This is a genomic window from Streptomyces sp. NPDC093089, assembly GCF_044754405.1.
Taxonomy (GTDB): Bacteria; Actinomycetota; Actinomycetes; order Streptomycetales; family Streptomycetaceae; genus Streptomyces.
In genome coordinates this window covers 1-3,319 of sequence record NZ_JBIVPA010000034.1, presented here as the reverse complement: position 1 = coordinate 3,319, position 3,319 = coordinate 1, and the positions used below count along the sequence as shown (strand labels likewise).

1 rRNA gene is annotated in these 3,319 nt (G+C 57.1%); it reads left to right on the top strand.

What is annotated here, in order from left to right:
- Window positions 1-160 precede the first annotated feature (160 nt).
- Window positions 161-3,284: ribosomal RNA gene (locus ACIQFX_RS39060) — 23S ribosomal RNA — on the top strand.
- Window positions 3,285-3,319 lie beyond the last annotated feature (35 nt).

Here is a 3,319-nt window from a genome sequence, read left to right as displayed (position 1 = left end):
AGGAACGGGCTGTGCCTGGCACGTTGTTGGGTGTCTGAGGGTACGGCCGTATGGCTTGTATCTTCATGATTCCGGCCCCAGTGAACTCGTCGGCTTGTCCGGTGGGGTGGTGGGTGGCTGGTCGTTGTTTGAGAACTACACAGTGGACGCGAGCATCTGTGGCCAAGTTTTTAAGGGCGCACGGTGGATGCCTTGGCACCAGGAACCGATGAAGGACGTGGGAGGCCACGATAGTCCCCGGGGAGCCGTCAACCAGGCTTTGATCCGGGGGTTTCCGAATGGGGAAACCCGGCAGTCGTCATGGGCTGTCACCCATGCCTGAACACATAGGGCATGTGGAGGGAACGAGGGGAAGTGAAACATCTCAGTACCCTCAGGAAGAGAAAACAACCGTGATTCCGGGAGTAGTGGCGAGCGAAACCGGATGAGGCCAAACCGTATGCGTGTGATACCCGGCAGGGGTTGCGCATGCGGGGTTGTGGGATCTCTCTTCCGTCGTCTGCCGGCGACGGGACGAGTCAGAAACCGTATGGATAGGCGAAGGACATGCGAAAGGTCCGGCGTAGAGGGTAAGACCCCCGTAGCTGAAATTCATGCGGCTCGTTTGAGAGACACCCAAGTAGCACGGGGCCCGAGAAATCCCGTGTGAATCTGGCGGGACCACCCGCTAAGCCTAAATATTCCCTGGTGACCGATAGCGGATAGTACCGTGAGGGAATGGTGAAAAGTACCGCGGGAGCGGAGTGAAATAGTACCTGAAACCGTGTGCCTACAAGCCGTGGGAGCGTCGCTCATTGGGTTTACCCAATGGGTCGTGACTGCGTGCCTTTTGAAGAATGAGCCTGCGAGTTTGCGGTGTGTTGCGAGGTTAACCCGTGTGGGGAAGCCGTAGCGAAAGCGAGTCCGAACAGGGCGCTTCAGTAGCACGCTCAAGACCCGAAGCGGAGTGATCTAGCCATGGGCAGGTTGAAGCGGAGGTAAGACTTCGTGGAGGACCGAACCCACCAGGGTTGAAAACCTGGGGGATGACCTGTGGTTAGGGGTGAAAGGCCAATCAAACTCCGTGATAGCTGGTTCTCCCCGAAATGCATTTAGGTGCAGCGTCGTGTGTTTCTTGCCGGAGGTAGAGCACTGGATAGGCGATGGGCCCTACCGGGTTACTGACCTTAGCCAAACTCCGAATGCCGGTAAGTGAGAGCACGGCAGTGAGACTGTGGGGGATAAGCTCCATGGTCGAGAGGGAAACAGCCCAGAGCATCGACTAAGGCCCCTAAGCGTACGCTAAGTGGGAAAGGATGTGGAGTCGCAGAGACAACCAGGAGGTTGGCTTAGAAGCAGCCACCCTTGAAAGAGTGCGTAATAGCTCACTGGTCAAGTGATTCCGCGCCGACAATGTAGCGGGGCTCAAGCGTACCGCCGAAGTCGTGTCATTGCAGCGTATAGCCCCAACGGGTGCTGTGATGGGTAGGGGAGCGTCGTGTGCCGGGTGAAGCAGCCGCGGAAGCGAGTTGTGGACGGTTCACGAGTGAGAATGCAGGCATGAGTAGCGATACACACGTGAGAAACGTGTGCGCCGATTGACTAAGGGTTCCTGGGTCAAGCTGATCTGCCCAGGGTAAGTCGGGACCTAAGGCGAGGCCGACAGGCGTAGTCGATGGACAACCGGTTGATATTCCGGTACCCGCTTTGAAACGCCCAATATCGAGCCCATTAATGCTAAGGCCGTGAAGCCGTTCCGGACCCTTCGGGGAAAGGAAAGTGGTGGAGCCGTCGACCCAAGGTGGTAGTAGGTAAGCGATGGGGTGACGCAGGAAGGTAGTCCAGCCCGGGCGGTGGTAGTCCCGGGGTAAGGGTGTAGGGCGCTGTCTAGGCAAATCCGGACAGCACATAGCCTGAGACCTGATGCCGAGCCGATTGTGGTGAAGTGGATGATCCTATGCTGTCGAGAAAAGCCTCTAGCGAGTTTCATGGCGGCCCGTACCCTAAACCGACTCAGGTGGTCAGGTAGAGAATACCGAGGCGTTCGGGTGAACTATGGTTAAGGAACTCGGCAAAATGCCCCCGTAACTTCGGGAGAAGGGGGGCCACGCCTGGTGATCGGATTTACTCCGTGAGCTGGGGGTGGCCGCAGAGACCAGCGAGAAGCGACTGTTTACTAAAAACACAGGTCCGTGCGAAGCCGTAAGGCGATGTATACGGACTGACGCCTGCCCGGTGCTGGAACGTTAAGGGGACCGGTTAGTCAGGATTCGTCCTGGCGAAGCTGAGAACTTAAGCGCCAGTAAACGGCGGTGGTAACTATAACCATCCTAAGGTAGCGAAATTCCTTGTCGGGTAAGTTCCGACCTGCACGAATGGCGTAACGACTTCTCGACTGTCTCAACCATAGGCCCGGTGAAATTGCACTACGAGTAAAGATGCTCGTTTCGCGCAGCAGGACGGAAAGACCCCGGGACCTTTACTACAGTTTGATATTGGTGTTCGGTTCGGCTTGTGTAGGATAGGTGGGAGACTGTGAAACCGTGACGCCAGTCATGGTGGAGTCGCCGTTGAAATACCACTCTGGTCGTGCTGGATGTCTAACCTCGGTCCGTGATCCGGATCAGGGACAGTGTCTGATGGGTAGTTTAACTGGGGCGGTTGCCTCCCAAAGGGTAACGGAGGCGCCCAAAGGTTCCCTCAGCCTGGTTGGCAATCAGGTGTTGAGTGTAAGTGCACAAGGGAGCTTGACTGTGAGACCGACGGGTCGAGCAGGGACGAAAGTCGGGACTAGTGATCCGGCGGTGGCTTGTGGAAGCGCCGTCGCTCAACGGATAAAAGGTACCCCGGGGATAACAGGCTGATCTTCCCCAAGAGTCCATATCGACGGGATGGTTTGGCACCTCGATGTCGGCTCGTCGCATCCTGGGGCTGGAGTCGGTCCCAAGGGTTGGGCTGTTCGCCCATTAAAGCGGTACGCGAGCTGGGTTTAGAACGTCGTGAGACAGTTCGGTCCCTATCCGCTGTGCGCGTAGGAATATTGAGAAGGGCTGTCCCTAGTACGAGAGGACCGGGACGGACGAACCTCTGGTGTGCCAGTTGTCCTGCCAAGGGCATGGCTGGTTGGCTACGTTCGGGAGGGATAACCGCTGAAAGCATCTAAGCGGGAAGCCTGCTTCGAGATGAGTATTCCCACCTCCTTGAGAGGGTAAGGCTCCCAGTAGACGACTGGGTTGATAGGCCGGATGTGGAAGCCCCGTAAGGGGTGGAGCTGACCGGTACTAATAGGCCGAGGGCTTGTCCTCAGTTGCTCGCGTCCACTGTGTTAGTTCTGAAGCAA